This is a genomic window from Polynucleobacter sp. MWH-UH23A (assembly GCF_040409805.1).
Lineage (GTDB): Bacteria > Pseudomonadota > Gammaproteobacteria > Burkholderiales > Burkholderiaceae > Polynucleobacter.
In genome coordinates this window covers 994,863-1,017,093 of the sequence record NZ_CP099572.1, presented here as the reverse complement: position 1 = coordinate 1,017,093, position 22,231 = coordinate 994,863, and the positions used below count along the sequence as shown (strand labels likewise).

The 22,231-nt window shown below is 43.7% G+C and carries 24 protein-coding genes and 3 tRNA genes; 15 read left to right on the top strand and 12 right to left on the bottom strand.

Annotation, left to right across the window (positions count from 1 at the left end):
• Window positions 1–3: 3 nt before the first annotated feature.
• A complete protein-coding gene (locus NHB35_RS05370) occupies window positions 4–759 on the top strand; it encodes a spermidine synthase (RefSeq protein ID WP_353433346.1) in 756 nt (251 codons plus the stop codon).
• Window positions 760–848: 89 nt separating this feature from the next.
• Here NHB35_RS05370 and NHB35_RS05365 read toward each other — a convergent pair whose 3' ends face one another.
• The 3 genes from NHB35_RS05365 to NHB35_RS05355 all read right to left on the bottom strand — a co-directional run bounded on the left by NHB35_RS05365 (window position 849) and on the right by NHB35_RS05355 (window position 4,204).
• On the bottom strand, window positions 849–3,434 hold the full coding sequence (locus NHB35_RS05365) for a bifunctional aconitate hydratase 2/2-methylisocitrate dehydratase (RefSeq protein WP_353433345.1): 2,586 nt from the start codon (window positions 3,432–3,434) through the stop codon (window positions 849–851).
• 129 nt (window positions 3,435–3,563) lie between these two features.
• A complete protein-coding gene (locus tag NHB35_RS05360; RefSeq protein WP_353433344.1) occupies window positions 3,564–3,752 on the bottom strand; it encodes a superinfection immunity protein in 189 nt (62 codons plus the stop codon).
• A 5-nt stretch (window positions 3,753–3,757) separates the two neighbouring features.
• Window positions 3,758–4,204, bottom strand: coding sequence for a DUF2147 domain-containing protein (locus NHB35_RS05355; RefSeq protein WP_353433343.1), 447 nt, complete (start codon window positions 4,202–4,204; stop codon window positions 3,758–3,760).
• An 82-nt stretch (window positions 4,205–4,286) separates the two neighbouring features.
• Between NHB35_RS05355 and NHB35_RS05350 the strand changes: the two genes are divergently transcribed.
• Genes NHB35_RS05350 through ftsB form a run of 4 tightly spaced genes read left to right on the top strand, consistent with a single transcriptional unit; the run spans window position 4,287 to window position 8,468 of the window.
• Entirely contained in the window at window positions 4,287–5,948 is a 1,662-nt protein-coding gene (locus NHB35_RS05350) for a CTP synthase (protein ID WP_353433342.1), read from the top strand.
• 1 nt (window position 5,949) lies between these two features.
• Window positions 5,950–6,813: a 3-deoxy-8-phosphooctulonate synthase gene (gene kdsA, locus NHB35_RS05345; RefSeq protein WP_353433341.1), complete on the top strand. Its 864-nt coding sequence runs from the start codon at window positions 5,950–5,952 to the stop codon at window positions 6,811–6,813.
• Window positions 6,814–6,861: 48 nt separating this feature from the next.
• The gene (gene eno / locus NHB35_RS05340; RefSeq protein ID WP_353433340.1) at window positions 6,862–8,148 is read left to right on the top strand and encodes a phosphopyruvate hydratase; all 1,287 of its coding nucleotides are present in this window, start codon (window positions 6,862–6,864) and stop codon (window positions 8,146–8,148) included.
• A gap of 14 nt (window positions 8,149–8,162) precedes the next feature.
• On the top strand, window positions 8,163–8,468 hold the full coding sequence (gene ftsB, locus NHB35_RS05335; RefSeq protein WP_353433339.1) for a cell division protein FtsB: 306 nt from the start codon (window positions 8,163–8,165) through the stop codon (window positions 8,466–8,468).
• A gap of 7 nt (window positions 8,469–8,475) precedes the next feature.
• Here ftsB and NHB35_RS05330 read toward each other — a convergent pair whose 3' ends face one another.
• Entirely contained in the window at window positions 8,476–9,441 is a 966-nt protein-coding gene (locus NHB35_RS05330) for an Hsp33 family molecular chaperone HslO (protein ID WP_353433338.1), read from the bottom strand.
• Between the two features lie 64 nt (window positions 9,442–9,505).
• Between NHB35_RS05330 and gltX the strand changes: the two genes are divergently transcribed.
• The 4 genes from gltX (at window position 9,506) to NHB35_RS05310 (ending at window position 11,286) form a co-directional block, all read left to right on the top strand.
• Entirely contained in the window at window positions 9,506–10,900 is a 1,395-nt protein-coding gene (gltX, locus tag NHB35_RS05325; RefSeq protein ID WP_353433337.1) for a glutamate--tRNA ligase, read from the top strand.
• Between the two features lie 81 nt (window positions 10,901–10,981).
• Window positions 10,982–11,057: transfer RNA gene (locus NHB35_RS05320), tRNA-Ala, on the top strand.
• A 35-nt stretch (window positions 11,058–11,092) separates the two neighbouring features.
• Window positions 11,093–11,168, top strand: a tRNA-Glu gene (locus NHB35_RS05315).
• Between the two features lie 41 nt (window positions 11,169–11,209).
• A tRNA-Asp gene (locus tag NHB35_RS05310) sits at window positions 11,210–11,286 on the top strand.
• 58 nt (window positions 11,287–11,344) lie between these two features.
• On the opposite strand, the gene NHB35_RS05305 is transcribed toward NHB35_RS05310, so the two are convergent.
• Entirely contained in the window at window positions 11,345–12,196 is an 852-nt protein-coding gene (locus tag NHB35_RS05305; protein ID WP_353433336.1) for an alpha/beta fold hydrolase, read from the bottom strand.
• A gap of 53 nt (window positions 12,197–12,249) precedes the next feature.
• On the opposite strand from NHB35_RS05305, the gene NHB35_RS05300 reads away from it, so the two are divergent.
• Window positions 12,250–12,729 (top strand): DUF4118 domain-containing protein, encoded by a 480-nt coding sequence (locus tag NHB35_RS05300; protein WP_353433335.1) that lies wholly within the window; start codon window positions 12,250–12,252, stop codon window positions 12,727–12,729.
• On the opposite strand, the gene NHB35_RS05295 is transcribed toward NHB35_RS05300, so the two are convergent.
• On the bottom strand, window positions 12,722–13,552 hold the full coding sequence (locus NHB35_RS05295) for a M48 family metallopeptidase (protein WP_353433334.1): 831 nt from the start codon (window positions 13,550–13,552) through the stop codon (window positions 12,722–12,724). The genes NHB35_RS05300 and NHB35_RS05295 overlap by 8 nt on opposite strands.
• A 4-nt stretch (window positions 13,553–13,556) precedes the next feature.
• Window positions 13,557–14,162: a hypothetical protein gene (locus NHB35_RS05290; protein WP_353433333.1), complete on the bottom strand. Its 606-nt coding sequence runs from the start codon at window positions 14,160–14,162 to the stop codon at window positions 13,557–13,559.
• Between the two features lie 146 nt (window positions 14,163–14,308).
• Between NHB35_RS05290 and hyi the strand changes: the two genes are divergently transcribed.
• The 5 genes from hyi (at window position 14,309) to NHB35_RS05265 (ending at window position 18,317) form a co-directional block, all read left to right on the top strand.
• The gene (gene hyi, locus NHB35_RS05285; protein WP_353433398.1) at window positions 14,309–15,088 is read left to right on the top strand and encodes a hydroxypyruvate isomerase; all 780 of its coding nucleotides are present in this window, start codon (window positions 14,309–14,311) and stop codon (window positions 15,086–15,088) included.
• 35 nt (window positions 15,089–15,123) lie between these two features.
• Complete coding sequence (gene glxR, locus NHB35_RS05280; RefSeq protein WP_353433332.1) at window positions 15,124–16,023, top strand: 2-hydroxy-3-oxopropionate reductase; 900 nt, start codon at window positions 15,124–15,126, stop codon at window positions 16,021–16,023.
• 9 nt (window positions 16,024–16,032) lie between these two features.
• Window positions 16,033–16,626: a YqiA/YcfP family alpha/beta fold hydrolase gene (locus tag NHB35_RS05275; RefSeq protein WP_353433397.1), complete on the top strand. Its 594-nt coding sequence runs from the start codon at window positions 16,033–16,035 to the stop codon at window positions 16,624–16,626.
• Window positions 16,627–16,726: 100 nt separating this feature from the next.
• Window positions 16,727–17,293, top strand: coding sequence for an HNH endonuclease (locus tag NHB35_RS05270; protein ID WP_353433396.1), 567 nt, complete (start codon window positions 16,727–16,729; stop codon window positions 17,291–17,293).
• 31 nt (window positions 17,294–17,324) lie between these two features.
• On the top strand, window positions 17,325–18,317 hold the full coding sequence (locus tag NHB35_RS05265) for a DUF3108 domain-containing protein (RefSeq protein ID WP_353433331.1): 993 nt from the start codon (window positions 17,325–17,327) through the stop codon (window positions 18,315–18,317).
• Here the strand turns inward: NHB35_RS05265 and NHB35_RS05260 are convergent.
• The 5 genes from NHB35_RS05260 to tmk all read right to left on the bottom strand — a co-directional run bounded on the left by NHB35_RS05260 (window position 18,314) and on the right by tmk (window position 22,214).
• On the bottom strand, window positions 18,314–18,832 hold the full coding sequence (locus NHB35_RS05260; RefSeq protein ID WP_353433330.1) for an ion channel: 519 nt from the start codon (window positions 18,830–18,832) through the stop codon (window positions 18,314–18,316). The genes NHB35_RS05265 and NHB35_RS05260 overlap by 4 nt on opposite strands.
• A gap of 70 nt (window positions 18,833–18,902) precedes the next feature.
• On the bottom strand, window positions 18,903–19,613 hold the full coding sequence (locus tag NHB35_RS05255) for an ankyrin repeat domain-containing protein (RefSeq protein ID WP_353433329.1): 711 nt from the start codon (window positions 19,611–19,613) through the stop codon (window positions 18,903–18,905).
• Window positions 19,614–19,615: 2 nt separating this feature from the next.
• Window positions 19,616–20,404, bottom strand: a complete 789-nt coding sequence (locus NHB35_RS05250) for a TatD family hydrolase (RefSeq protein ID WP_353433328.1) — start codon at window positions 20,402–20,404, stop codon at window positions 19,616–19,618.
• Window positions 20,405–20,444: 40 nt separating this feature from the next.
• The gene (locus NHB35_RS05245) at window positions 20,445–21,578 is read right to left on the bottom strand and encodes a DNA polymerase III subunit delta' (protein WP_353433327.1); all 1,134 of its coding nucleotides are present in this window, start codon (window positions 21,576–21,578) and stop codon (window positions 20,445–20,447) included.
• Window positions 21,579–21,584: 6 nt separating this feature from the next.
• Window positions 21,585–22,214, bottom strand: a complete 630-nt coding sequence (gene tmk / locus NHB35_RS05240) for a dTMP kinase (protein ID WP_353433326.1) — start codon at window positions 22,212–22,214, stop codon at window positions 21,585–21,587.
• Window positions 22,215–22,231: the final 17 nt, after the last annotated feature.

Here is a 22,231-nt window from a genome sequence, read left to right as displayed (position 1 = left end):
GCAATGGAACCAGTAACCTTCTCCGAAAGCGGGGGTATTCGGTATTTGCACTTTGGAACAGATTTAATCCAAGGAGCAATGCGCATTCGTGATCCTGACGAAATCTATCTTGAATATAACCAACAGATGATGGCTTGGCTGCTTTTCCTTGAAACAAAGCCGGGAATGAGGGTTGCTCAATTAGGCCTTGGAACAGGTGCTTTGACCAAGTTTCAGCATCGCCATTGCGCAGCAGTTAAAACCACAGTTGTGGAATTAAATCCGGCAGTTATAGTGTCTGCACGCTCCATGTTTTTCACCCCTGATGATGATCGTAGATTAGAAACCCTACAAACTGACGCTAAAGCATTTGTCAAGTCAAGTCGAAATTGGAATCAATTTGATGCTGTACAAGTAGATTTGTATGATGCCATTTGCGATGGACCAGCTGCTAGCTCGCTTGACTTCTATAAGGGCTGTTGCGATATTCTTAAAAGCCCTGGCGTAATGACAGTGAACCTGTTTTCACGACATAAGAGCTTTGATACCAATCTCAGGAACATCTGCGAAGCTTTTGATGATCGGGTTTTATTATTTCCTGAGTCACATGATTGCAATGTAGTAGCTATGGCATTCAAAGGTCCGCCGTTAGTTGTGGAATGGAAAGATGTTGCAAAACGTGCGAAGTTGATTATGGAGAAGACTGGGTTGCCAACAAGTACGTGGGTATCAGGCCTTCGTAGAGCCAACGCTCGTCAAGATACTAAGCTCAATATCTAAATTTAATTGTTAATAATTTATGGGTAAATAAAAAGGCGATCATGTGATCGCCTTTTTATTGTTAAGCCGACTGTGTTGACTTATTATGCTTAAACCGAAACGGTGTCGGCTACTTCGCTAAATGACTTGATCTTGTCAAAGTTCATATAACGATAAACTTCGGCTGATTTCGCATTAAGAGACTCTACTTGCTCCAAATATTCTTTTGGAGTTGGTAAGCGTCCTAAAAGGGCTGCTACAGATGCCAACTCAGCAGAAGCCAAGAATACGCGTGTATCTATACCAAGACGATTTGGGAAATTACGTGTTGAAGTTGAAACAGCAGTAGAGCCCTTACGGATTTGCGCTTGATTACCCATACATAGTGAGCAACCTGGGGTTTCCATGCGTGCACCAGTACGACCCAAAATGCCGTAGTAACCTTCTTCAGTTAGAACCATTTGATCCATCTTGGTAGGAGGCGCAATCCACAAGCGTGTTGGGATATCTGATTTGCCTTCAAGCACTTTACCTGCAGCACGGAAGTGGCCAATATTGGTCATGCAAGAACCGATAAATACTTCATCGATTTTCTCGCCAGCAACTTCAGAGAGGAACTTCACATCATCTGGATCGTTAGGGCAGGCTAGGATTGGCTCTTTGATATCGTTCATATCGATTTCAATGATCTCGGCATAGTCTGCGTTTTCATCGGCCTTGAGTAATTCAGGCTTTGCAATCCAAGCTTCCATTGCTTTGATGCGGCGACCTAAAGTGCGTTTATCTTCGTAGCCATTGGCAATCATCCACTTCATTAAAGTGATGTTGGACTGCATGTACTCGATGATAGGCTCTTTATTCAATTGAACCGCACAACCGCCGGCAGAGCGCTCTGCTGACGCATCAGAGAGTTCAAATGCCTGCTCAACCTTGAGATCTGGCAAGCCTTCGATTTCTAATATACGACCAGAGAAAATATTCTTCTTGCCTTGCTTTTCAACAGTTAACAAACCTTTTTTGATCGCATAAAGAGGAATTGCATTTACAAGGTCACGTAATGTGATGCCTGGCTGCATTTTTCCTTTGAAGCGAACCAATACTGATTCAGGCATATCAAGGGGCATTACGCCAGTAGCTGCTGCAAAGGCAACCAAACCAGAACCTGCTGGGAAGGAGATACCAATAGGAAAGCGAGTATGGCTATCACCACCAGTGCCACAAGTATCAGGAAGTAACAAGCGATTGAGCCAGCTATGGATCACGCCATCACCTGGACGCAATGCTACGCCACCACGATTAGTCATAAATGCAGGTAACTCATGGTGGGTGCGAATATCAACTGGTTTTGGATATGCGGAGGTGTGACAGAAAGATTGCATCACCAAATCTGCAGAGAAGCCTAAGCAGGCTAAATCTTTTAACTCATCGCGAGTCATTGGACCCGTTGTATCTTGTGAGCCTACAGTTGTCATATGGGGTTCGCAGTAGGTACCTGGGCGAACGCCTTGACCCTCTGGTAGACCGCATGCACGACCAACCATCTTTTGCGCCAAGCTGAAACCTTTTTTGTTATCAGGCGGACTAACTGGGACGCGGAATTCTGTAGAGGCAGGCAAGCCCAGTGCTGCGCGAGCTTTTGCAGTTAAGCCACGACCAACGATCAATGGAATACGGCCACCAGCACGCACTTCGTCAAAAATTACAGGGGACTTGAGAGAGAAGCTTGCAATTTCTTTACCATCTTTAAACGCTTTACCCTCATATGGGCGCAATTCAATCTCATCGCCCATATTCATTTGAGATACATCCAATTCAATCGGTAATGCTCCAGCATCTTCCATGGTGTTAAAGAAAATGGGAGCAATCTTTGTGCCCAAACAAACGCCACCAAAACGTTTATTAGGAACAAATGGAATATCTTCACCGGTCCACCACAACACTGAGTTGGTTGCGGATTTGCGGGATGAGCCGGTTCCAACAACGTCGCCTACGTATGCGATCAAATTGCCTTTCTTTTGTAAGGCTTCGATTTGCTTCATTGGTCCCCGGACACCAGGCTCATCAGGTTCAATGCCAGGACGTGGGTTCTTGAGCATCACGGTTGCATGCAATGGGATGTCTGGACGACTCCAAGCATCAGGTGCTGGAGATAGGTCATCCGTGTTGGTTTCACCTGTAACTTTAAATACAGTCAACTTCATGCTTTCTGGAACAGCAGGGCGACTTGTAAACCACTCTGCATCAGCCCAGCTTTGTAAAACAGCCTTAGCATTTGCATTACCTTTTTCAGCTAGCTCCTGAACGTCGTGGAAGTAATCAAACATCAACAAGGTTTTCTTTAGAGCTGCAGCAGCAGCGGAGCCACACTCAGCATCCGAGAGAAGTTCAACCAATGGCTTGATGTTGTAACCACCAAGCATGGTGCCTAATAGTTCTGTAGCTTTTACGCGCGAGATCAGTGGGGATTTTTCTGTTCCTTTTGCTACAGCATCCAAAAACTCAGCCTTTACCTTCGCCGCCTCGTCAACACCAGCTGGCACTCGGTTGGTGATTAGCTCAACTAATTCTTTCTCCTTGCCTGCCGGAGGGTTCTTGAGCAACTTCACTAATTCCGCTACTTGATCTTTAGTAAGCGGGAGAGCGGGAATGCCAAGGGCGGCACGTTCAGCAACTTGGGCGTTATAGGCGTCTAACATGGTGGTTCCTATGCGGTAAAAGTGATAAAAGACAGGCCAAAAGGGTATTTTTACCCGATTTAGCCCATTATAGTTACTAATTTAAGTCTTATATAAGAGTTTAAACCCTAAGGGTTTTAGTAGGTAGCGCTAAACTACATTTTCTTCTTTTAGGGCCCAAACTAGGGCCACAACCCAGCCAATGAGCGACCACCCTAAAAACAGGTTTAGGGCAAAAATAGCCCCTGTGTTAGCACGCTTACGGTTGAAGGCAATCGCAAAAGGCAGGAAATAAAAAAGGGATAGTAGGGCAATAAGAATGGCAAATAATAGGCGCATCAGACTTATTTCTCACGGATCCAGGTTTGAGTTCTACCAAGCAGGGGAATACCAATATAGGCTCTAAGGTCTAATTTAGCACCTTGTTCTTTTAATTTCATCTCAGCCTTATAAACTTCGCCATCGTCTGGATCTAGAATTTGACCGCCAGAGTAGCTGTCACCTGTCTTTTTAAGACCGGAAAGGATCTCCATCCCTAGAATTGGCTTGCCTTTTCGGAAATCCGTGCACTTATCGCAAGTCGAGGGTCCTGAGTTATCGAGCACTTTGGTAATAATCCCAGAAAAAACACCATTTTTTTCGATAATTTGGACTAGGGCAGCTGGTTGATTTGTCTCATCGTCAAAGGTTTTCCAAACCCCTGTAATTGAGTCAACAGTTTGAGCTGATGTCACACCCACCAAGCCCAAAAGGACGGCGAATAGAAGGGCGAATATCGTTTTTTTAATCATTTAGAGCCATATTACCCCGTTTCAAATCAACTGTTTATCTTCGGCTATCGTTATAATTACTTTTTCCAACAGAGCTTAAGCGATGACCAAATACGTTTTTGTCACTGGTGGTGTGGTTTCTTCTTTAGGGAAAGGAATTGCAGCTGCCTCGCTTGCCGCGATTCTCGAATCCCGCGGCCTGAAAGTCACCCTCCTAAAATTAGATCCATATATCAACGTTGATCCGGGCACCATGAGTCCTTTGCAGCATGGTGAGGTTTTTGTTACCGAAGATGGCGCAGAAACTGATTTAGATTTGGGTCACTACGAGCGCTTTGTTTCTGCAAAGATGCGTAAGAGTAATAACTTCACCACGGGGCAGATTTATGAGTCTGTCATCAGCAAAGAGCGTCGTGGTGAGTATTTGGGGAAAACGGTTCAAGTCATTCCGCACATTACTAACGAGATTCAGGCTTTTATTGAGCGCGGTGCAAAGGCAAGTCACGAAGGCATGGCGGATGTCGCAATTTGTGAAATTGGTGGAACGGTAGGCGATATTGAGTCCCTCCCATTCCTCGAGGCTGCAAGGCAGATGAGTTTGCGCCTTCCGGTGCATAGCTGTGCATTTGTACATTTAACTCTCGTCCCTTATATCAATAGTGCTGGAGAGCTAAAGACAAAGCCTACACAGCACTCTGTTCAGAAGTTAAGGGAAATTGGCATCATGCCAACCGTGCTTCTCTGTCGCGCAGATCGTCCGATACCTGATGATGAGCGCGCAAAAATTTCTCTTTTCTCAAATGTAAGAGAAGAGGCTGTGATTTCTGTTTGGGATGTCGATACTATCTATAAGATTCCTGAGATGCTGCACTCTCAAGGAATGGATGATCTTATTTGCCGTGAGTTGGAGTTAAATGCTAAACCTGCCGATCTATCTGTTTGGGCAAATTTAGTTTATGAACTTGCAAATCCAAAGCATGAGGTCACTATTGGCATGGTTGGCAAGTATGTTGAGCTTACTGAATCCTATAAGTCGCTAATTGAGGCCTTGCGCCATGCAGGTATTCACACGCACACTCGTGTAAATATCAACTATATTGATTCTGAGCAAATTGAAAAAGATGGCGTTGGTTGCCTAAAAGAGCTTGACGCAATTCTAGTACCTGGAGGTTTTGGCAAGCGCGGGACAGAAGGTAAGATTGCTGCTATTCGTTATGCACGAGAAAACAATGTTCCTTACTTAGGCATATGCTTGGGAATGCAATTGGCAGTAATTGAGTTTGCCCGTCATGTGGCTAAAATTGCGAAGGCAAATAGTACTGAGTTTGATGCTGATACGGATAGTCCAGTAGTTGCCCTAATTACCGAATGGCTTGATCGCGAAGGTCGTGTTGAAAAACGATCAAATGATTCAGATTTAGGTGGAACAATGCGCCTCGGTTCGCAACGCTGCCCAATCAAGCCAAATACACTTGCTCATCGCATTTATGGTGCAGAAGTAAATGAGCGTCACCGCCATCGCTATGAAGTAAATAATCTGTACGTGCCAAAGTTGGAGCAAGCAGGCTTGGTTATCTCGGCCAGAACACCAAATGAGGCATTGCCTGAGATGATGGAGTTGCCTGAGTCTATGCATCCTTGGTTTTTCGGTGTTCAATTTCACCCTGAGTTCACTTCTACGCCTCGCGATGGACATCCTCTCTTCTCGGCATTTATTAATGCGTCACTTGTTCATCAAGACGCTACACTGAAGCAGGTAGCTTGAGATGAGTACTTTCAAGCTTTGTGGCTATAACGTTGGTTTAGATCAACGTTTTTTCCTAATTGCTGGTACTTGTGTGATTGAGTCAGAACTGTCTGCAATTGATGTTGCTGGACAGCTAAAGGAGATCACATCATCTCTCAATATCCCATTCATTTATAAATCTTCTTTTGACAAAGCGAATCGCTCATCCGGAAATTCATTTCGTGGGCTGGGGATGGATAAGGGCCTTGAGATTCTTGCGAAAGTCAAAAAGCAGATTGGTGTACCTGTATTAACTGATGTGCATGATATTGCTGAGATTGCTCCAGTTGCGCAGGTTGTAGATGTATTGCAAACGCCTGCATTCCTCTGCAGACAAACAGACTTTATTCGCGCCTGTGCCCAGAGTGGTAAGCCAGTGAACTTCAAAAAAGGTCAATTCCTCTCTCCACAAGAGATGCTCAATGTGGTTGAGAAAGCAAGAGTTGCTGCGGCCGAAAAAAACCTTCCTGATCAATTTATGGTTTGTGAACGCGGCGCATCATTTGGTTACAACAATCTTGTATCGGATATGAGGAGTCTTGCGATATTGCGAGAGTCAAAGGCGCCTGTAGTGTTTGATGCTACACATTCTGTCCAACTGCCTGGTGGGCAAGGCAGCTCTAGCGGCGGTCAGCGAGAATTTGTTCCAGTGCTAGCTCGCGCTGCAGTTGCTGTTGGCGTTAGTGGATTGTTTATGGAAACACACCCAGATCCCGCTAACGCTCTGTCGGATGGTCCTAACGCAGTACCGCTTAATCGCATGAAGGAGTTATTGGAGTCCTTACTTGCAATCGATAGCGTTGTGAAATCAACCAATGCATTTTTAGAAGATAGCTTCAAATAATTAATTTATTTAGATACCTAATTTCATATTGTTTTAAGGAGAAGGTGCATGAGCGCCATTGTTGACATCATTGGTAGAGAAGTTCTTGATTCACGCGGCAATCCCACAGTAGAGTGTGATATTTTACTTGAATCAGGGGTAATGGGTCGTGCAGCCGTGCCATCAGGCGCATCCACCGGCTCCCGCGAGGCCATTGAATTGCGTGATGGCGATAAATCTCGCTACTTGGGTAAAGGTGTACTAAAAGCAGTACAAAACATCAATGTTGAAATTGCTGAAACCATCCTTGGCTTGGATGCGAGCGAGCAAGCTTTTCTAGATAAGACGCTGATTGACTTAGATGGCACTCACAATAAGGCTCGATTAGGTGCTAATGCAACACTGGCAGTATCCATGGCTGTAGCAAGAGCAGCTGCGGAAGAGGCGGGTTTGCCTTTGTATCGTTACTTTGGCGGCTCTGGCGGCATGCAGTTACCAGTTCCAATGATGAACATTGTGAATGGTGGTGCACACGCAAACAATAGTCTGGATATTCAAGAGTTCATGGTGATGCCAGTTGGCGCTGAAAGCTTCCGTGATGCGCTCCGTTGCGGTGCAGAAATTTTTCATGAACTCAAAAAGATTATCGGCTCACAAGGCATGCCAACTACGGTTGGCGATGAGGGTGGCTTTGCCCCAAACTTTAAGAGCAACCACGAGTGTCTACAAACGATTATGAAGGCCATTGAAGGCGCTGGATATCAAGCTGGTGAAGATGTTTTATTAGCACTAGATTGTGCTGCAAGTGAGTTTTACAAAGATGGCAAATATCATTTGTCAGGAGAAGGTTTGCAACTGAGCTCTAGCGAGTTTTCCGATTATCTCGGTAATTTGGCTGATCAGTTCCCGATCGTGTCTATTGAAGATGGCATGCATGAGAGTGATTGGGATGGCTGGGCTGATATCACTAACAAGCTTGGCAAAAAGATCCAGTTGGTTGGAGATGATTTATTTGTAACTAATACTCGCATTTTGAAAGAGGGAATTGAAAAGGGTATTGCCAATTCCATTCTGATCAAAATCAACCAAATCGGTACATTAACTGAAACTTTTGCTGCGATTGAAATGGCAAAGCGTGCAAATTACACTGCTGTAATTTCTCATCGCTCAGGTGAAACTGAAGACAGCACAATTGCAGATATTGCGGTTGGTACTAATGCTGGCCAGATTAAGACTGGCTCATTATCTCGTTCTGATCGTATTGCTAAATACAATCAATTGCTGCGTATTGAAGAGGATTTGGGTGATGTAGCGACCTATCCTGGTAAGTCGGTTTTCTATAATCTCAGCCGTTAATACACTCGCTATCTATGCGTATAGTTATCTACTCCATGCTGGCATTGCTTCTTGCAATCCAGTTCCCACTGTGGCTGGGTAAGGGTGGATGGCTAAAGGTTTATGAAATGGAGAAACACGTAGAGCTACAAGAGGCTAAAAACAGCCTCTTGGCCCTACGTAATGCCAAACTTGCTGGGGATGTAAAAGATTTAAAAGATGGAACTCGTGCAATTGAAGAGCGTGCGCGTGTTGAGCATGGCCTTATTAAAGAGGGTGAGTTTTTTGTGCAAATCTTGCCAGCAGATAAATCAAACTCTGCGCCTGCTACAAAGCAGTAACTATTGCCTAATGGCCCTTTGATGGCGGTCTTGTGGCATCACTTAATAAGTCAGTTTTAAAGACCTGAAGGCAATCAACTGCATCAAATCGATATGGCTTAGCGCAAAAATCACAAATTGTTTCAACAGATCCACGCTCTTCTAGGATGCCTTGAACTTCTTCTTCGCCAAGCATCCTAAGTACATCAGCTACTTTATTGCGCGAGCAGGTGCAAGAAAATCGAATAGGGCGCACCGGAAAGCTGCGTACCCCATATTCCATTGATTCTTCCAGGAATAGCCTTCTTAAGGTTGTTTGAGGAGGTAGTGTCAGCAATTCTTCATTAGTAATAGTCTCACCAAGGGTCTGAATGCGAGACCAGCCCTCAGCAGCAACTTGCGGTTGAAGATGGGCATGACCGCCAGAGTCTGGAAGCCTCTGCAAGAGTAGGCCGCCAACACTTTTATCGTCGGAACTTAGCCAAATGCGTGTGTCTAGTTGCTCTGAATTTTGCATATACAGCGCTATCGCTTCAGCTGCGCTTGAAACTGGCCTAAGTTCATCGCCTATATACTCTTGAAGAGCAACAATTCCTTGATAGGGTGCTTGTCCTGGTTCTCGATCCGCGGAATCAAGTGTGATGACCAATCTCCCAGTATCACTGGCGTCCAATAATTCGCCTAGAGTTGCTGTATCGTCAATTTCTGAAGGTTCTACTGAAAGTTTTACCGTTGCACGCATACTCAGATCAGACTTGCACTCAACCACTAAAAGCTGAATAGGACCTTTACTTTGAGCTTGGATAATTAAAGTGCCATCAAATTTAAGGCTTGCGCTAAGCAGGGTGGCAGCACCAACGAAATCACCCAGTATTTTGCGGACCGCTGGAGGGTCATTTCGACGCTCTAAAACAGCCTGCCAGGCAGAACCAATAGAAACTATCTCCCCGCGAACAGGTGCACCATCACAAATAAATACAAGTAGCTCATTCATGGGTGAAAGTATCCACTTTTTTTGAAATTGCCGTTCAATATGCTGACCTGAGATAATAGTTTCTATGCATATTCGTACTCGCTTTGCCCCCAGTCCCACGGGCTTTATACATTTGGGAAACCTTCGTAGCGCACTTTACCCGTGGGCATTTGCTCGTCACAACAAGGGTGACTTTATTCTGAGAATTGAAGATACCGACTTAGAGCGCTCTTCCCAAGAGGCTGTTGATGTGATTATTGAGGGAATGGCTTGGTTGGGGATGGATATCGATGAAGGGCCAATATACCAAATGCAGCGTATTGATCGCTATCGGGAAGTGATCAAGCAAATGCTAGACGCTGGTTTAGCCTATCCCTGCTATATGAGTGAAGATGAATTGAATCTTCTTCGTGATCAACAGATGGCAAAAAAAGAAAAACCACGCTATAACGGCTTATGGAGACCTGAACCAGGTAAAACTTTGCCACCGATACCTAAGGGTGTGCAACCAGTAATCCGCTTTAAAAACCCAATTGGTGGATCAGTCATTTGGAATGATGCAGTCAAAGGGCAGATCGAAATCTCGAATAATGAATTGGATGATCTCATTATTGCAAGACCTGATGGAACGCCTACTTATAACTTCTGCGTAGTGGTGGATGATCTAGATATGAAGATCACCCATGTGATTAGAGGCGATGATCACGTCAATAATACCCCTAGACAAATCAACATCATGAAAGCCTTGGGCGGTACGCCCCCAATCTATGCTCATTTGCCAACGGTGCTGAACGATGCCGGTGAAAAAATGAGCAAGCGTAATGGCGCAATGAGCGTTCGCGACTATCAGAGGGCGGGTTATTTGCCTGAAGCTATATTGAATTACCTTGCTAGGTTAGGGTGGTCACATGGAGATGCCGAAGTCTTTACAAAGGAGCAATTTGTAAGCTGGTTTGATCTTGAAAGTCTTGGGCGCTCTCCTGCTCAGCATAATCCTGAAAAATTGCTATGGCTAAATCACCAATATATTCAAAATACAGATGTAGCAAAACTAGCGGAGGCAACTAAGCCATTTGCTCATGAATTGGGAATAAATACTGAACATGGACCAGATTTTGTTCAAGTAGTTGGATTATTAAAAGACAGAGCAAACACCTTAATTGAAATTGCAGAGGGCTCAAAACTTTTTTATTTACCGGCACCACAACTTACTGCAGATCAAATCTCTGAAAACATACCTGAAGCAGTCGTTCCCGCTATAAGAGATTTGATTGAAGCAATTAAGTCTTCTGAGCCAAACAAAGAGTCTTATAGCGCAGCATTCAAACAAGTATTGGCAAAGCATCAGTTAAAAATGCCCGCGCTTGCCATGCCAGTTCGTTATGGACTGTTCGCTACGACCCAGACCCCAGCCATTGACTCGGTCTTGGTTGTATTGGGCAAAGATGAGGTGATAAATCGGCTTTCTAGGCTGGTCTAGCGTGCAATTTGCGCAGTCGCACAAAAATAGGCTAAAATCTTGGATTGTTTTGATTCTCTTGTGGTTTTATTGCGAGATTTCGGGGGTATAGCTCAGCTGGGAGAGCGCTTGCATGGCATGCAAGAGGTCAGCGGTTCGATCCCGCTTATCTCCACCAAGATTTCAAAACAGAAGACGTACTAAGTAGTCTAGGTCCCCATCGTCTAGAGGCCTAGGACATCACCCTTTCACGGTGAGTACGGGGGTTCGAATCCCCCTGGGGACGCCAAATATTTTGGCTGTTGTAGATGCAGTACCTCGAAGTAATTTGGAGCGGTAGTTCAGTTGGTTAGAATATCTGCCTGTCACGCAGAGGGTCGCGGGTTCGAGTCCCGTCCGTTCCGCCAAATTCTCAATTAAAAAGCCTCCACATTGGAGGCTTTTTAGCTTCTTATGGCTTAGAATTTAATTAGCTCTCGTCTTTAAAACTTTTGGCGATTTATCAGAGTAGTAGCTATCAATGCCTAAATTCCCGCCCGCCGCTCTTGTAAAGAAGCGCAATACCTCATTCAGCACAACTTCGCGTTCGTTATCAATAGTAATGATGTGATAACTATTTCCGAGCCATATAGCTCTCCGTAAGTCTGACTTGGTATCGGCAAGAATCTTTTCTGCAGACCATATAGTGCAGGTGTCATCTTCGACGGATTGGATGACTAATAACCTAGAGGTTATGGCATCTAAATTCTTGGATACGTAAGACATTAATCCTTTGGCTTCGTGCAAATGCCTCGCAGTAATTAATGGGGCTCCAACCTCTGAAAGCTCGTGCGCCTTGAATCTATCTCTAACCCTCCTTCGCAGATCTGGATTCTTAATACCAAATGGTTCGCGCTCCGAGTACTCCCAGTTTCGAATACCAAGGTTATAAGCAATATCCAAAAGGAATCTATACCAAGGTACAGACCAACCGTCATAACGCAATACCGGCGAAAGAAGAGCTATTGAAGATATGTCAGTTCTTTGGCTGGCTACGGCAAGGGCAAGAGTAGAGCCCATGCTAATGCCTGCTAAATTGATTGTTTTATAAGCGCCTTTAATTTCGTCGATGGCGTTATGCACTTGGCTAATCCAATCTTCATAACTATCTGGGTTTGAACCATAGAGATAGCCATTAATTTTAGGTATTAGCGTTTCAAATCCATTAGAGTTTAAAAAGCTCGGAAGTTGGCCAAGCTCCAGCCCGCCACCATTTAAGCCTGGTAGCAAGATCGTAATACTATTACTTGAGTCTCCTGTTGCATTAATTTCCGGCATCTTATACATTGTCTCTAATATCGTTCCAAGAGAATACACCGACTAAAGAATCAATGAAACATAATCTTAACGCCTTCAGATGGTGCCCAAATAAAGCTGCTGGTTATTTAAATGCGGTTATTGGGGTATTTTTTGCCTTCTGTGTACGAATGGCCCTTCAGCCGCAGATCGAGGATGCATTACCCTTATTTTTCTTTCAAATTAATACCATTTTGATTGCATTCTTATTTGGTACGGGGCCTGCGTTATTAACAGTTTCTCTGAGCGTTCCATTAATTTCTTATTTTTTTATGGCACCATTTGGTGAATTTACAGTTATTGACTCTAGAGACTTGCGCGTACTGTTTGTGTATGCAACATATACGCTCTTAGTTTGCTTTCTGGTTGAATGGCTTCGTAGAGAGCAATACAACTCCAAGATGGCAATGTTAGTTAGCGAATCTCGATTTAAGCTTCTAGTTGAAGGTGACAACAAGATACGCGAATTACTGAAAAATCCCCCCCACAAACCTAAAGAATTAGACTCTATTTAGCTTTTGATTTATTGGAGGCTTGATATAGGGGTTCAACGGCTGGCATTAATTCTGTAAGTTGCTCGATTCGGGTGTCACCTGATGGGTGGGTGGATAAGAACTCTAATGTGCCTTTGCCCTCTGTAGCCTTATTCATTTTCTGCCACACGCTAATGGCTGCCCTCGGGTTGTATCCAGCTCTAGCAGCAAGCTCTAATCCAATCGCATCTGCTTCAGATTCATTTTGGCGAGAATTCGGAAGAACCAGCACATACTGAGCCGCTTGATTTGCAGCACTTACAGCCGAGCTGTAGGGTCCGGCTACAGCCATTGCAATATTCGCGACAGCGCTTTGAGCCATAGCTTGCGATAATCTTTCACGTCCATGCTCTCTTAGAGCATGGGCAATTTCGTGACCCATGATTGCAGCGATTTCGTCATCACTAAGCTTGAGTTGCTCAATTAGCCCTGTGTAAAAAGTTATTTTTCCACCAGGGGCGCATGTTGCATTTAGTATTGGGGCGTTGATCAATACGAGCTGCCAGTTCCATTGCTGGGTATCGTCACGAAAGACACCAGTTTGAGCAATTAATCGAGTTGAAATGATCTTTAGCCTATCGTAGGCAGGGCCGGAGGTAATTAGAATATTTTTCTCTTTAGCCTTTTGATTCTGATCGTTATAACTAATGGCAGATAAGCGATCGACTTCAGATGCTGATACCGCTAAAAATTGGGATCGATTAATGCCAACTGCTCCTGACCTTGTTGTATTGGCGCAGGCCAGAAGCAGGGCGGATAAAGCTAGACCAAAAAATACTTTGCTACAAACAACTAAAAACTGCATCGAGTTACTTCTTGGGGGCTGTTATTGAAGCAGCCATAGCATCGTAATAGATTACTTTTACTTGTTCGCCCACATTAACGTCAGCTAAAAGAGCCGGGTTTTTGACGGTAATCGTTGTCACTTTTCCGCTTGGACCTTTTACTGAAACCAGTTTTTTCTCCCGGTTTACTTCAACAATATCAGCAATGATAGTAGTCTTATTTGCAATTGTTTCAGCTGGTTTTTCATTTGCCTTTGATGATGTAACGGTATTTGTTTCTACTTTGCTGCGCACACCATCGCTCTTAGTCTTAATCAACTCAATTGCCACGGCAAGTTGGTAAGTTACATTTAGATGATCACCTTTTTTAATCTGATTGAAATTGGTGATTTCAGGTCCTGCTACAAATTTAGATTCACCCTCTTTATTTTTAAAAGTGATGGTGCGGGTTTTTTTATCAACCTTAACAACATCACCCTCATAGAGCGAATAACTGTTATCAACAACTGCAGCATCGATCACCATAGGCTTATTAGAAGCTGGAGAGGGATTTGTTTGCGCAACAACCGCTGCCGAGAGAGTAGTTGCACTAATAAGCCCTAAGAAGGCTTTAATAAATTGAATATTCATTCTGTTCCCTATAAGTAAACGATCTTGATACCAATATTAGCTCAATTTTCTTCAAAAATAGCCATTTAAGACCAGATTCACACCTAGGATCAATATTCCTATCTTTGTTAAGATTCTAATTTAATTTGCATTTTAAAAAGGTTCCGATGCCACAGTTTGCCGCTAACTTAACTATGCTTTTTAACGAAGCTCCATTTTTAGAGCGCTTCGACTTGGCGGGTAGAGCAGGATTCAAAGCCGTTGAATTCCTTTTCCCTTATGCATTTCCTGCTCAGGAAATAAAAGCAAAATTAGACAAGAATCAGTTGCAATTAGTTCTTCATAATTTGCCTGCTGGAGACTGGGAAGCCGGTGAGCGGGGTATTGCATGCTTGCCTGACCGTAAAGAAGAATTTCGTGAAGGTGTCGCTAAATCCGTTGAATATGCCAAGTGCCTTAACGTGGGACAACTCAATTGCTTAGCTGGAAAAGCTCCTGCCGATGTTGATCCAAATGTATTACGTACAACATTTATTGAAAACCTACGCTATGCCGCCTCTGAATTAAAGAAGGCGAGTCTGCGTTTATTGATTGAACCAATCAATACATTTGATATCCCTGGGTTTTATCTATCTAGAACTACCCAAGCTATTGAAATTATGGATGAAGTGGGTGCTGATAATCTCTTTCTTCAATATGACATCTATCACGCCCAACGCATGGAAGGCGAGCTAGCAAATACCATTCAAAAATATCTTCCACGAATTGCCCATATTCAACTTGCCGATAATCCTGGACGTAATGAACCTGGAACTGGCGAGATTAATTATCGTTACCTATTCGCATTTCTTGACCGTATTGGCTACAAGGGGTGGATTGGCTGCGAATACAAGCCGGCAACTACCACTCAGGCAGGTCTTACCTGGTTAAGCGAACATACTGCCTAAAATATTTAGACATAACAATCAAAGTCGGAGACATTATGAACAATCAACTAAAACTAGGATTTATTGGACTCGGCATTATGGGTGCTCCCATGGCTAGTCACCTAGTCAATGCTGGACACTCTGTTTTTATCAATACGCGTAGCAAGGTACCTGAATTACTCGCTAACTCAAAAGCCAAACAATGTTCTACCCCTAAAGAGGTGGCGCAGAATGCAGATATTATTTTTACAATGGTTCCTGATACTCCTGATGTTGAAAAGGTCCTGTTTGGGGAAAATGGTGTTGCCGCAGGAGTAAGTAAAGGAAAAATTGTGGTGGACATGAGCTCCATATCGCCTATCGCCACAAAAGAGTTTGCTAAAAAAATGAATGCGCTTGGCTGTGATTACCTCGACGCCCCAGTTTCTGGTGGCGAAGTAGGCGCTAAGAATGCAACCCTTTCAATCATGGTTGGCGGCGAAGAGGGCGTATTCAATAAGGTCAAGCCCGTTTTAGATTTGATGGGTAAGAATATCAATCTCGTGGGCGGCAATGGCGATGGACAAACTGCTAAAGTTGCAAATCAAATCATTGTTGCATTAAATATTGAAGCCGTTGCAGAGGCCTTGTTATTTGCCTCAAAAGCCGGGGCGGATCCTGCTAAAGTTCGCCAGGCACTCATGGGTGGCTTTGCTGGTTCAAAGATTCTAGAAGTGCATGGTGAGCGAATGGTCAAGCGCACATTTGACCCTGGTTTTCGTATTGAGCTTCATCAGAAGGACCTGAATCTAGCCCTTAATAGTGCAAGATCGTTAGGCGTCTCTCTTCCCAACACCGCTACCGCACAAGAGTTATTCAATTCTTGTGCGGCACATGGCGGTAAGTCGTGGGATCACTCGGCAATGGTCAAGGCCCTTGAGATAATGGCGAATTTTGAAGTGGGGCAGAAGTCCTAATTGACTCCGATGTATATGGGTACGACCTTATTGGTCTATATGCATGGATTTCGCTCATCACCCCGATCTAGTAAGGCGGTGATGACGGGTGAGGGGATCAAATCCATTTCAGGTCCAGAAAATTCTATTGAATGGTATTGTCCACAATTACTTGCATCACCTAAGAAAAGTATGGCTTTGGTTGAAGGCCATATCAAGCAATCTGATGCCGAAAGATTGGTTGTTGTTGGCTCATCGCTTGGCGGATTTTATGCTAACTACCTAGCTGAAAAATATGGCTGCAAAGCTATCGTTTTAAATCCCGCTGTTAGGGCAGCAAGAGAGTTAGCTCCGCATGTTGGCATGATGACTGCTTATGACAGTGATGAACCATTTGATTTTCGTCCTGAGTATATTGATGAGCTTAAGTCATTGCAGGTCGAAAAGATTACCAACCCATCCCGATATTTTCTAATTGCTGCTAAGGGTGATGAGCTCCTGGATTGGCGAGAGATGGTTAGCTTTTATCCTGGTGCTAAACAACTTGTCCTCGAGGGTAGCGACCATGGAATTGCGGACTACGCAGACCACCTCCCACAAGTCTTGAAATTTATATCAAGCTAAAAATACCCTCTGTTGATTGCATTTTGCTTCTTCGGTAAGATGATCAAAACGACTGCTTAAAGACTGAATATGTAGGCTGTCTAGAAAGGAGAGGTTTGTGCTGAGCATCTTGAAATTAGACGCTGGTGGAATTCCCCAGGGCTGGGTGAATGCTGAAGGGGCTACCAAGCATTATGCGGAGGGCAGCATTCTTTGGACTTTGGGTGACCCAATTATGCGTATGCGTGGTGGCATATCTCGGATCAGTGGTACACAATCTATTATTGAACTCCATTCAATCATTGCCGTTAAAGGTAACTCTAAAATCAATCTTTTTGATGTAGTTCCAGTTATTACTAAGCACAAATTATTTAAACGCGATCGTGGTCTCTGCGCTTATTGTGGAGATGTTATTCAAGAAAGCTGTGCAGAAGCCGAGCACATTATTCCAAATAGCAGGGGTGGAAAATATTCTTGGATGAATCTAGTGATTTCATGTAGGCCTTGTAATCAACGCAAGGGCAATAGAACTCCCGAACAGGCTGGAATGAGTTTGCTCTATGCGCCATACCTACCAAGCCTCTATGAAGACATGATTCTGAAGGGGCGCAATATCTTGGCAGATCAGATGGATTTTTTGGCAGCAAATCTTCCTAAAAATAGTCGACTTCTCGAGGGTCTGACATAAAGTCGACAGTTTGCTAGTATTGCGATCTAGTATGAGTTCACTTTTTCGCAAACAATCTTTGCGAGTTCTTCTGATTGCCTTGCTCCTATCTTTGTTGGGGCACCTCATTCTGTTTTTTGGATTACCGTTTATTTCCTTTTCTAATGTTCCGGATGTAGCTGATGATCTAATTATTAGGTCTGAATTGAAATCAGAGCCACCGAAGAAAATTCAAATGACTAGAGCTCCTAAGCAGAAATCTAAGGAGCAAAGTTCTTCAAATGATTTGCCAAATAACCAGACCTCAAACTCAAATGCCCAAGGAGGTGCATTCAATCAAGCTGGAGTTCCATTTAAGCTGCCAGAATCGGGAACTATTTTTTACGATTCCTTTGTTGATGGTCAGAAATTGCAAACGGGTGAAATCGATTGGATTGTGGATGGCAATCACTATCGCCTGTATGTCAACATACCCTATGCATTTGTTGGACCATTTGTCTTTGAGTCAAGAGGAACAGTTGACTCCTTTGGTATTGCTCCAGCAATCTATTGGACGCAACGTGGAACTAGGGCTCCACGCTACACACGCTTTGATCGTGACGGCAATGGAGGAGGGCAGATGTTCTTTTCCGAGAAGCCTGAATTTACGCCCGATATAGTCCCAGGCACTCAAGATCGATTTAGTCTGATGTTTCAATTGGCATCTCTTCTTAATGGTGATAGCAAGATTGACGAGCCAGGTACTGTTCGCTCAATACCTGTTGTTGACTACAACACCCTAGATCAGTGGCATTTCAAAAGCTATGGGGAGGCAGTCAATGAAGACATTCCTAGCTTGGGTAAGGCGGTAAATAGACGTTACGCATTAATGCAACGGGAAAACGACCCATATAAGCGCCAGGTCGACATCTGGTTGGCAAAAGACTTAGAGTGGCTCCCAGGGCGCATTCGGTCTCTAGAGGCTAATGGGCGTGTACTTGAACTGGTATTTAAGCAAAAGAATCCAATCTCACTAAACCCCAGCCCAACACCTGGATTTAACTAACTTCCTATTTTTTCGCCCTGCGAATTGCCTTTATTAATTAGCGACCCCATCATAGTGTACAAAGCTGCACCAGACATAGATACGGCAAAAATGCCTGTGAAAGAGATGATAATTGGCAATATTCGCCATTGTTCAGTTAGCTTGTAATTGCCATATCCAACCGTTGTATACATTTCACCTGCAAAGAAGAATGTTTGAGGGTTTGTTGGAAAAACCTTCATGCCAACACAAATGTAGGCCCAAACAATAATTTCGGTGAAATGGATCGCTATCACCAAGAAGATAGCTATAAAATAGGAAAGGAAGCTTGCCCCAAAAATTCTATGGCGGGACATAACTCCATCAATCCAATGAAATGCTCCAGCAATCCCTAAAACAACAATTGCATGAACTGCCAACATCAGACATGCACTGATCAATACCAACCATATTTGGCTATTGCCAATATCCGCATTGATTTCATTAAATAGAGTGACAAAGCTGGGTAGGTCAGTGTTATGGATGAAGTTGAACATGACTTGTTAGGAAATGAACTATTGAGTAATAATCTTATTTGACATAATAATGATTATACGCAAAATGTATTTATGAGGATTTTGTAGGAAGTTGCTTCTGAGGGCCTGGATATGGTTGCTTGTAAAGCTTCTGCCAGCGTGATTTAAGCCCATCCGCAATCCATGGTTTGTCATAGATTTCAGCAATATCAATGGCTGAGAATCCTTGGGTATTGCGTAATCGAATATCAGCGCCATTATCAAGCAGGAAACGCACAAGATCCTCGTTGCCTGACTGAACTGCCATCATTAGTGGCGTTGTGCCATTTAATGCATTGGAATCAACAACGGCTCCATTTGCCACAAGAAATTTAGCAACATCAAAATTGCCTTTGGCGCATGCGTAATGCAGCGGCGTCCAGCCTATATGATCTATACGAGCTTTGTTTTGTAAGACTAGAGTTGTAACTACAGGCAAATCACCTTCAATTGATGCCATCATCAGCGGTGTTTCACCGTATTTATTGGACAAATCAACATCAATATTGCGGCTTTGAAGCAAGAATTCTGTAACCTTAGTAGATCGATCCTTAATCGCCAATACCAGCATTGGATTGCCCTTTGAGTCCACCGTGTTTGGGCTAAGACCTTTGGATATCAATGATTTAACCTCAGACACATCGTCAAATTTAGCTGCTTTAGCGAAATCTTCTACTTGTGATGGGGTTTGGGCGCCTATCTGAAAACCCGCAATGGTAAAAAATATGCCTAATACAATTGACTTTTTCTTAAGTAAATACATTATTAAATAGCTCTATTTATTTGAAAACATTGATAAAAATTATTCGATGTTTGCTCTGCAAGTTTAATAATTGGGACATCTTTAAGGTCGGCAATAAATTCACCGACTTTAGATACCCAAGCTGGCTCATTCGTTTTGCCGCGATACGGAATGGGCGCTAAATATGGAGAATCCGTCTCAATTAACATGCGTTCAAGTGGGATTTTTATGCAAGTTTCTTGAAGGTCTTTAGCGCTCTTGAAAGTCACAATGCCTGAAAAAGAGATATAAAAACCTAAATCCATCGCTTTTTTAGCAACTTCATAGCTTTCAGTGAAGCAATGCATTACCCCGCCAATAGCATCTGCACCCTCTTCCTTCATGATTTGAATAGTATCGGCTGAAGCGGAACGAGTATGAATGATTAAGGGCTTCTTAGCCTTTAGGGCGGCCCGGATATGGGTTCTGAATCGATCTCGTTGCCATTCCATAGACTCATAGCTTCGATCACCCATGCGGTAGTAATCAAGTCCAGTTTCGCCAATGGCAACTATTTTAGGGTTTGCGTAAGCGGTACTTACTAAAAATTCTTCAGTGGGCTCCGGGGTATCTTCATAGTCTGGATGCACACCCACGGAGGCATAAAGATTGACATTTTCCTGAGCTAATTTCAGGACATTTGGAAAATCTGGAATATCTACTGATACACAAAGCGCATGACTTACTCTTGCAGCTTTCATGTTCGCCAAAACTTCAGGCAGACGACTGCTGAATTCAGGAAAATCGAGGTGGCAATGGGAATCAATGAACATAAGTCCATTTTAGACTGTCTCAGTCAATTCTGGTCCTAGCTTAAACCTCAAAGACTTGTTGGTATTGAGATAGCAAAGCTTCTAATTGGATACGGGCAGCTAAAGGATGATTTTCAGATCGGCGAGCCTGAACAAGGGATTTCCAAAATTGAAGTAGCTTGATAACTTGGGCTGTCTGCGAGAGGCCGTTAAGCGTACCAATGTGTTTTGGATAGTATCGAGGTTTGCCGCCCATACTCACCAATTGAAGATCTGATACCCAACGTTGCATGGTAGCCAATAAATATGAATATTGCGCCTTATGAATTTTTTCTGAAGTTTCAAGCCAATTAATTTGAGCGCCCTGCGCCATTGACTGAAGCAGTATCCGCGATGCCGCAATTGAGATGGTGAGCTCATCTTTCTCATCCTTGTGATGTCTGGCAATCAAGGATTCAAGGACTGCATGGGGTGCCCCACCCTGCTCATCATAAATTGTTTCGATGTCACTATCAGTCACCTTGACTTCAGAAGAGCCGCTTAATTGAGATTTAAGCCAAGCTAAACCGGTCGATCGATCAGGTCTTGGAGCAGTTAACAATCTACAGCGCGAGCGAATCGTTGGAAGCACGCGATCAACCCTATCGGCCAATAAGATGAAAATAGTTTTATTTGGCGGCTCTTCAAGAGACTTAAGCAGGGTATTAGCAGAGTCAGAGCGCAACATCTCCAGCGGATAAATTAAAATGACGCGATTACCACCCCGATGAGATCCTATAGCAAGACTTTCTATGGCGCCCCTAGTCTCTTCTATGGAAATGTTCTTTTTTTCCTTTCTCTCGCTTGATTCCGAATCATCATCTTTTGTATTGCGTGATTTCTTGGTGGGCTCAACTGACTCATAGTCAGTCTGTGGCAATAATTTGCGATGAGTTTCTGGAACTAAAGCCGTAAAGTCAGGGTGATTTCCTGTATTAAACCAATGACAACCATCGCATTCATTACATGGTCGTCCTGCTAGGTTTGTAGATTCACATAGCAATGCCTTAGCAAGTTCAATAGCAAATGCAAATTTGCCAATTCCTGATTGTCCATGTATCAAAACAGCATTGGGAAAGCGATCAAAGTCCAGGCTGGTCCATAACGGCTTAAGCCATGGAGCAATTTTGATTTCTTGTTCAATAGCGGGAAACATCAAATATCAAATCTTTATATTCAAACTCTCTAAACCGCTCCAGATGGCTTCTGGGGTTTGGGTTGCATCCACCACATGAAAGCGCTTTGGATTTTCATTGGCACGCCGCAAATACTCTTGCCGAACCTTTTCAAAAAATTTAAGGTCCATTTTTTCAAATTTGTCTGGAGTCCGGACTTTTGAGCGACGAGCTTCTGCAACTTCTCCAGGCAAATCAAACAATATGGTTAGGTTTGGCTGGAGCAAAGATCCATCTGGTTGACCCTGAACCCACTGTTCTAGATCATTTAATTTGGCGATGCTTAATCCCCGCCCTCCCCCTTGGTATGCAAAGCTAGCATCAGTAAATCGGTCTGAAATCACAATTTTTCCAGCTTTCAAGGCGGGTTCAATTATCTGGGCAATATGCTCACGTCTTGCTGCAAACATGAGAAGCGCTTCTGTTTCGAGATTCATGGGGGCATCAAGCAATAGAGTTCGCAGTTGCTCTCCCAAAGCTGTGCCACCAGGTTCACGTGTAACAACTATGTCTCGATCGGGATAGCGGCCCTGCATCAACTTGCAAAAGCTATCGATATGGGTACTTTTTCCGGCGCCATCTATGCCCTCAAAGCTAATGAAATATCCTGAATTCATGATGTTCTTATAAGTCT

Coding starts and splice junctions, on each gene's coding strand:
- NHB35_RS05290 (WP_353433333.1), bottom strand. CDS start 14,162: ATGAATATTCAATTTATTAAAGCCTTCTTAGGGCTTATTAGTGCAACT.
- NHB35_RS05265 (WP_353433331.1), top strand. CDS start 17,325: ATGAGTTCACTTTTTCGCAAACAATCTTTGCGAGTTCTTCTGATTGCC.
- eno (WP_353433340.1), top strand. CDS start 6,862: ATGAGCGCCATTGTTGACATCATTGGTAGAGAAGTTCTTGATTCACGC.
- tmk (WP_353433326.1), bottom strand. CDS start 22,214: ATGAATTCAGGATATTTCATTAGCTTTGAGGGCATAGATGGCGCCGGA.
- NHB35_RS05260 (WP_353433330.1), bottom strand. CDS start 18,832: ATGTTCAACTTCATCCATAACACTGACCTACCCAGCTTTGTCACTCTA.
- NHB35_RS05300 (WP_353433335.1), top strand. CDS start 12,250: ATGAAACATAATCTTAACGCCTTCAGATGGTGCCCAAATAAAGCTGCT.
- ftsB (WP_353433339.1), top strand. CDS start 8,163: ATGCGTATAGTTATCTACTCCATGCTGGCATTGCTTCTTGCAATCCAG.
- NHB35_RS05250 (WP_353433328.1), bottom strand. CDS start 20,404: ATGTTCATTGATTCCCATTGCCACCTCGATTTTCCTGAATTCAGCAGT.
- kdsA (WP_353433341.1), top strand. CDS start 5,950: ATGAGTACTTTCAAGCTTTGTGGCTATAACGTTGGTTTAGATCAACGT.
- gltX (WP_353433337.1), top strand. CDS start 9,506: ATGCATATTCGTACTCGCTTTGCCCCCAGTCCCACGGGCTTTATACAT.
- NHB35_RS05370 (WP_353433346.1), top strand. CDS start 4: ATGGAACCAGTAACCTTCTCCGAAAGCGGGGGTATTCGGTATTTGCAC.
- NHB35_RS05350 (WP_353433342.1), top strand. CDS start 4,287: ATGACCAAATACGTTTTTGTCACTGGTGGTGTGGTTTCTTCTTTAGGG.
- NHB35_RS05330 (WP_353433338.1), bottom strand. CDS start 9,441: ATGAATGAGCTACTTGTATTTATTTGTGATGGTGCACCTGTTCGCGGG.
- NHB35_RS05295 (WP_353433334.1), bottom strand. CDS start 13,552: ATGCAGTTTTTAGTTGTTTGTAGCAAAGTATTTTTTGGTCTAGCTTTA.
- NHB35_RS05365 (WP_353433345.1), bottom strand. CDS start 3,434: ATGTTAGACGCCTATAACGCCCAAGTTGCTGAACGTGCCGCCCTTGGC.
- NHB35_RS05360 (WP_353433344.1), bottom strand. CDS start 3,752: ATGCGCCTATTATTTGCCATTCTTATTGCCCTACTATCCCTTTTTTAT.
- hyi (WP_353433398.1), top strand. CDS start 14,309: ATGCCACAGTTTGCCGCTAACTTAACTATGCTTTTTAACGAAGCTCCA.
- NHB35_RS05305 (WP_353433336.1), bottom strand. CDS start 12,196: ATGCCGGAAATTAATGCAACAGGAGACTCAAGTAATAGTATTACGATC.
- NHB35_RS05255 (WP_353433329.1), bottom strand. CDS start 19,613: ATGTATTTACTTAAGAAAAAGTCAATTGTATTAGGCATATTTTTTACC.
- NHB35_RS05275 (WP_353433397.1), top strand. CDS start 16,033: ATGTATATGGGTACGACCTTATTGGTCTATATGCATGGATTTCGCTCA.
- NHB35_RS05245 (WP_353433327.1), bottom strand. CDS start 21,578: ATGTTTCCCGCTATTGAACAAGAAATCAAAATTGCTCCATGGCTTAAG.
- glxR (WP_353433332.1), top strand. CDS start 15,124: ATGAACAATCAACTAAAACTAGGATTTATTGGACTCGGCATTATGGGT.
- NHB35_RS05355 (WP_353433343.1), bottom strand. CDS start 4,204: ATGATTAAAAAAACGATATTCGCCCTTCTATTCGCCGTCCTTTTGGGC.